The 4,916-nt window shown below is 68.6% G+C and carries 5 protein-coding genes and 2 pseudogenes; 6 read left to right on the top strand and 1 reads right to left on the bottom strand.

The annotated features are described in order from the left end of the window. From VFL64_RS19860 to VFL64_RS19835, 6 genes and pseudogenes are all read left to right on the top strand, one after another. A pseudogene (locus tag VFL64_RS19860) lies at positions 1-788 on the top strand (benzoyl-CoA 2,3-epoxidase subunit BoxB); the annotation flags it as partial. An 8-nt stretch (positions 789-796) separates the two neighbouring features. Further along, positions 797-2,044: a benzoyl-CoA 2,3-epoxidase subunit BoxA gene (boxA, locus tag VFL64_RS19855; protein WP_489542115.1), complete on the top strand. Its 1,248-nt coding sequence runs from the start codon at positions 797-799 to the stop codon at positions 2,042-2,044. 22 nt (positions 2,045-2,066) lie between these two features. After that, positions 2,067-2,426: a winged helix-turn-helix domain-containing protein gene (locus VFL64_RS19850; RefSeq protein ID WP_489542114.1), complete on the top strand. Its 360-nt coding sequence runs from the start codon at positions 2,067-2,069 to the stop codon at positions 2,424-2,426. Between the two features lie 52 nt (positions 2,427-2,478). After that, positions 2,479-3,246 carry a molybdate ABC transporter substrate-binding protein gene (modA, locus tag VFL64_RS19845; RefSeq protein ID WP_489542113.1) on the top strand — a complete coding sequence of 256 codons (768 nt, stop codon included), beginning with the start codon at positions 2,479-2,481 and terminating at the stop codon, positions 3,244-3,246. Positions 3,247-3,249: 3 nt separating this feature from the next. Then, positions 3,250-3,918 (top strand): molybdate ABC transporter permease subunit, encoded by a 669-nt coding sequence (modB, locus tag VFL64_RS19840; RefSeq protein ID WP_489542112.1) that lies wholly within the window; start codon positions 3,250-3,252, stop codon positions 3,916-3,918. A gap of 3 nt (positions 3,919-3,921) precedes the next feature. Next, positions 3,922-4,611, top strand: a complete 690-nt coding sequence (locus tag VFL64_RS19835) for an ABC transporter ATP-binding protein (RefSeq protein ID WP_489542111.1) — start codon at positions 3,922-3,924, stop codon at positions 4,609-4,611. A 63-nt stretch (positions 4,612-4,674) separates the two neighbouring features. Here VFL64_RS19835 and VFL64_RS19830 read toward each other — a convergent pair. Beyond that, a pseudogene (locus VFL64_RS19830) lies at positions 4,675-4,916 on the bottom strand (methyl-accepting chemotaxis protein); the annotation flags it as partial.

Below are 4,916 nucleotides of genomic sequence, written 5' to 3'. Positions count from 1 at the left end.
GCGACGGCAAGTTCCAGCTCTCGGCCCTGGCCGAGAGCGCCTTCGACCCGCTGGCGCGCACCACCAAGTTCATGCTGACCGAAGAGGCCCACCACATGTTCGTGGGCGAGAGCGGCGTCTCGCGCGTGGTGGCGCGCACCGCCCAGGTGATGAACGAGCTCAAGACCGACGACCCCAAGGCCTTGCGCGCCGCCGGCGTGATCGACCTGCCGACCATCCAGCGCTACCTGAACTTCCACTACAGCGTGACCATCGACCTCTTCGGTGCAGACCAGTCGAGCAACGCCGCCACCTTCTACAGCTCGGGCCTGAAGGGCCGTTACGAAGAAGGCAAGCGTGAGGACGACCATGTGCTCAAGGGCCAGACCTACAAGGTGCTCGAAGTGCAGGGCGGGGCGCTGGTGGAGAAAGAGGTGCCGATGCTCAATGCACTCAACGAGGTGCTGCGCGACGACTTCATCAAGGACTCGGTGGCCGGCGTCGGCCGCTGGAACAAGGTGCTGGAGAAAGCCGGCATCCCGCAGCGACTGCAAGTGCCGCACAAGGCCTTCCACCGCAACATCGGCGCCCTGGCCGGCATCAAGATGTCGCCCGACGGCCGCGTGGTCAGCGACGCCGAATGGGCCTCGCGCCGCGACGAGTGGCTGCCGAGCGACGAGGACCGCGCCTTCGTCGCCTCGCTGATGGGCCGCGTGGTGGAGCCCGGTCGCTTCGCCCACTGGATCGCCCCGCCGGTGATGGGCATCAACCGGCAGCCGGCGGACTTCGAGTACGTGCGCTTCAACTGAGCTTGCACATGGACATGGCCGTTGACGCCACGCTGATCAGGCAGCACCTGATCGACCCCGAGATCTGCATCCGCTGCAACACCTGCGAGGCGACCTGCCCGGTTCACGCCATCACGCACGACGACCGCAACTATGTCGTGCGCGCCGATGTGTGCAACGGCTGCATGGCCTGCATTGCGCCGTGCCCCACGGGCTCCATCGACAACTGGCGCACGGTGCTGCGCGACGAGGCCTATTCCGTCGAGGAGCAACTGGGCTGGGACGAGCTTCCGCCCGAGCAGCCGATGCCCGACGCGGCTGCCGCCGCGGTGCCTGTTCCTTCACAGGTGATGGCGGCCGAGCCAGGCACCGAGCTCTTCAACACGGCCAACGTGGGGGCCCAGGTGCCGCCCTGGTCGGCCGCGCACGCCTATACCAATCTCTACGGCCCGAAGAACCCGACCACGGCCACGGTGGTGGGCAACTTCAACTGCACCGAAGCCGGCTTCGCGAGCGAGACGCACCACATCGTGCTCGACTTCGGCGCCATGCCCTTTCCGGTGCTGGAGGGGCAATCCATCGGCATCGTGCCGCCGGGTGTCGACACTTCGGGCCGGCCCCACGTGGCGCGCCAGTACTCGATCGCCAGTGCCCGCAACGGCGAGCGCGCTGGCTACAACAACGTTTCGCTCACAGTGAAGCGCGTGACCGAAGACCACCAGGGCCGGCCGGTGCGCGGCGTGGCCTCCAACCACCTGTGCGACCTGCTGGTGGGCGACACAGTGCAGGTGATCGGCCCGTTCGGCAGCAGCTTCCTGATGCCCAACCACCCGCAGTCGAACATCGTGATGGTCTGCACCGGCACCGGCAGCGCGCCGATGCGGGCCATGACGGAGTGGCGGCGCCGCCTCAGAAAGAGCGGCAAGTTCGATGGCGGCAAGCTGATGCTCTTCTTCGGCGCACGCACCCCGCAGGAGCTGCCGTACTTCGGCCCGCTGCAAAGCCTGCCCAAGGACTTCATCGACATCAACCTGGCCTTCTCGCGCCAGCCCGGCCAGCCGCGTCGCTACGTGCAAGACCTGATGCGCGAGCGCGCCGCCGACCTCGCCGCGCTGCTGCGCGACCCCAACACCTTCATCTACGTGTGCGGCTTGAAGAGCATGGAAGAGGGCGTGGTGCTGGCCCTGCGCGACGTGGCGCGCGAGGCCGGCCTGCCGTGGGAGACGCTGGGCCCGGCGCTGCAGCGCGAAGGGCGGCTGCACCTGGAGACTTACTGACTGCTCGGGTATCGTCGCCCGCATGAACTCCCGATCAAGGCCAAGCGCCAGGTTCCGCCTGCGCGTCACCGTGGGCGATGTCATCGCCATCGGCCCCGGCAAGGTGGCGCTGCTCGAAGCCATCGGCGACACCGGCTCCATCACCGCTGCCGCCAAGCAGCTCGACATGTCGTACCGCCGCGCCTGGCTGTTGCTGGACGAGCTGAACCAGGCCCTGCGCTCGCCGGCCGTCGAGTCGGCCCAAGGTGGCGCGCGCGGTGGCGGCAGCGTGCTCACGCCGCTCGGACAGCAACTGATCGACACCTACCGGCGCATTGAGAGCACCGCCGCCGAGGCCTGCGCCGCCGACATCAAGCGTCTGCAAGGCCTGCTGTCGGGCTGATGGCGTCATGTTCTGCGATATATTTCGCTGAACTTCTCTCGGCAGGCTTCCCATGCACATCAAGCTCGTTCTGCGCACACTGCAGCGTTTTGGCGTGGCCGTTGCGCTCTGCGGAGTGCTGGCGGCGCAGGCGGCCGACCTCACCGTCTCGGCCGCGGCCAGCCTGAACAACGCCTTCAAGGAGTTGGGCACGGCCTACGAGGCGCAGAACCCGGGCACCAAGGTGTTGTTCAACTTCGCCGCATCGGATGCCTTGCTCGCGCAGATCGCCAAGGGTGCACCGGCCGATGTGTTTGCCTCGGCCGACCAGGAGACCATGGACAAGGCGCAGGCGCAGAAGCTGCTGGCCACCGGCACGCGCACCAACTTCGCCAGCAACACGCTGGTGCTGGCCGTGCCCATCGACAGCAAGCTGCAGTTCACCCGCATCTCCGACCTGGCCCAGCCGGGCGTGAAGCGCTTTGCCATCGGCAACCCGGCCAGCGTGCCGGCCGGCCGCTACGCCAAGGCCGCGCTCGATGCGGCCAGCCACTGGGGCGTGATCGAGAGCCGGGCGGTGATGGCCCTGAACGTGCGCCAGGCGCTCGACTACGTGGCGCGCGGCGAGGTGGATGTGGCCTTCGTCTATGCCACCGACGCCGCGACGCAGAAGGACAAGGTCAAGGTCGCCGCCGTCGTGCCGACACCCGCGCCCATCAGCTATCCCATCGCCGCCCTGGCTGGCGGCCCCAACCCTGCCGAGGCGGCGCGCTTTGTCGCCTTCGTGGCCTCGCCGCAGGGCCAGGCCGTGCTGGCCAGGCACGGCTTCGGCAAGCCCTGACGGATGGATTCCGCCTGGGTGCCGCTGGCGCTCTCGCTCAAGGTGGCGGGCTGGTCGACGGCCATCAACCTGGTGCTGGGCGTGGCGGTGGGCTTTGTGCTCGCGCGGCGCAAGTTCCCGGGCCGCGAGGTGCTCGATGCCGTGCTCACCCTGCCGATGGTGCTGCCGCCCACGGTGCTGGGCTACTACCTGCTGGTGCTCATCGGCAAGCGCGGGCCCATCGGCGGCTGGCTGCACGAAACCTTCGGCATCAACCTGATCTTCACCTGGCAGGGCGCGGTGATCGCGGCGAGCCTGGTGGCCTTTCCGCTGGTCTTGAAGGCGGCCCGCGCGGCCTTCGAAGGCGTCGACCCGCAGCTGGAGAAGGCCGCCCGCGTGCTGGGCCTCGGCGAATGGGCGCGGTTCTTCCGCGTGACCTTGCCGCTGGCCTGGCGCGGCATCCTGGCCGGTGTGCTGCTGGCCTTTGCGCGCGCGCTGGGCGAGTTCGGCGCCACGCTGATGGTGGCCGGCAGCATCCCCGGGCGCACGCAGACGCTGTCGGTGGCGGTGTACGAGGCGGTTCAGGCGGGGCAGGACTCGGTGGCCAACCTGCTGGTGCTGATCACGTCCATCACCTGCATCGTGGTGCTGCTGGCGGCCGGGCGGCTGGTACCGGGGCGCGTGGCGCAGTAGGGCATGCATTTCGACGTCGACATCCGCAAGACCGTGCGCAGTGCCCGGCGCGAGTTCACGCTGCAGGTGCGCTTCCAGTCCACCGCGCGGCGCACCGCGATCTATGGGCCGTCGGGGGCCGGCAAGACGCTCACGCTGCAGGCGCTGGCCGGGCTGCTCACGCCTGACAGCGGGCGCATCGCCTTCGGCGGCGAGCTGCTGTTCGACGGCACTGCGGGCATCGAGGTGCCCGCGCGCCAGCGGCGCTTCGGCTACCTGTTCCAGGACTACGCGCTCTTCCCGCACCTCGACGTGCGCCAGAACATCGCCTTCGGCCTCAAGCCCGGCCTGCTCAACCCGAACGAGCGCGACGGCGGCGAGGCCGTGGAGCACTGGCTGCGCGCCTTCGAACTGACCGAACTGAGCCGCCAGCAGCCGAGCGAACTCTCGGGGGGCCAGCGCCAGCGTGTTGCACTGGCGCGTGCACTGGCCTCGTCACCGCGCGCGCTGCTGCTCGACGAACCCTTCTCCGCGCTCGACGCCGAGCTGCGCGAACGCATGCGCCGCGAGCTCGACGAACTGCTTCAACGGGTGGACATCCCCATCGTCATGATCACGCACGACAAGGACGACCTGGCCCGCTTCGGCGAGGCCACGCTGGAGCTGCGCGAGGGCAGCATCCGCAGCAATTCGCTGACGCTCAGTCGACCTTGAACACCGCCACGGTGCGAGAGAGTTGCGCCGCCTGCCGCTTGAGGTTGTCTGCGGCGGCGGCCCCACGGCAGCGTTCAGCGCCAGGATGTTCGTCTGGAAGGCGATGCTGTCGATCACGCCGATGATGTCGCCGATGCGCTTGGAGCTGGCGCTGATGTCTTGCATGGTGCCGACCACGCGGCCCACGATCTCGCCGCCCTGGGCTGCCACGGCCGATTGCCAGCTGGCTGGGGTCGACTGAGTTCTTCCCCATTTCGCCCCCCCGAAAACCGGGGGGAGAGAGCCCTCCATATTCAAACGGACAC

Source organism: Rhizobacter sp., assembly GCF_035702065.1.
Lineage (GTDB): Bacteria > Pseudomonadota > Gammaproteobacteria > Burkholderiales > Burkholderiaceae_C > Rhizobacter.
The sequence above is the reverse complement of the archived record's forward strand: the minus strand, read 5'-3'. Positions and strand labels throughout refer to the sequence as shown.

Coding starts and splice junctions, on each gene's coding strand:
- modB (WP_489542112.1), top strand. CDS start 3,250: ATGGATTCCGCCTGGGTGCCGCTGGCGCTCTCGCTCAAGGTGGCGGGC.
- boxA (WP_489542115.1), top strand. CDS start 797: ATGGACATGGCCGTTGACGCCACGCTGATCAGGCAGCACCTGATCGAC.
- VFL64_RS19835 (WP_489542111.1), top strand. CDS start 3,922: ATGCATTTCGACGTCGACATCCGCAAGACCGTGCGCAGTGCCCGGCGC.
- modA (WP_489542113.1), top strand. CDS start 2,479: ATGCACATCAAGCTCGTTCTGCGCACACTGCAGCGTTTTGGCGTGGCC.
- VFL64_RS19850 (WP_489542114.1), top strand. CDS start 2,067: ATGAACTCCCGATCAAGGCCAAGCGCCAGGTTCCGCCTGCGCGTCACC.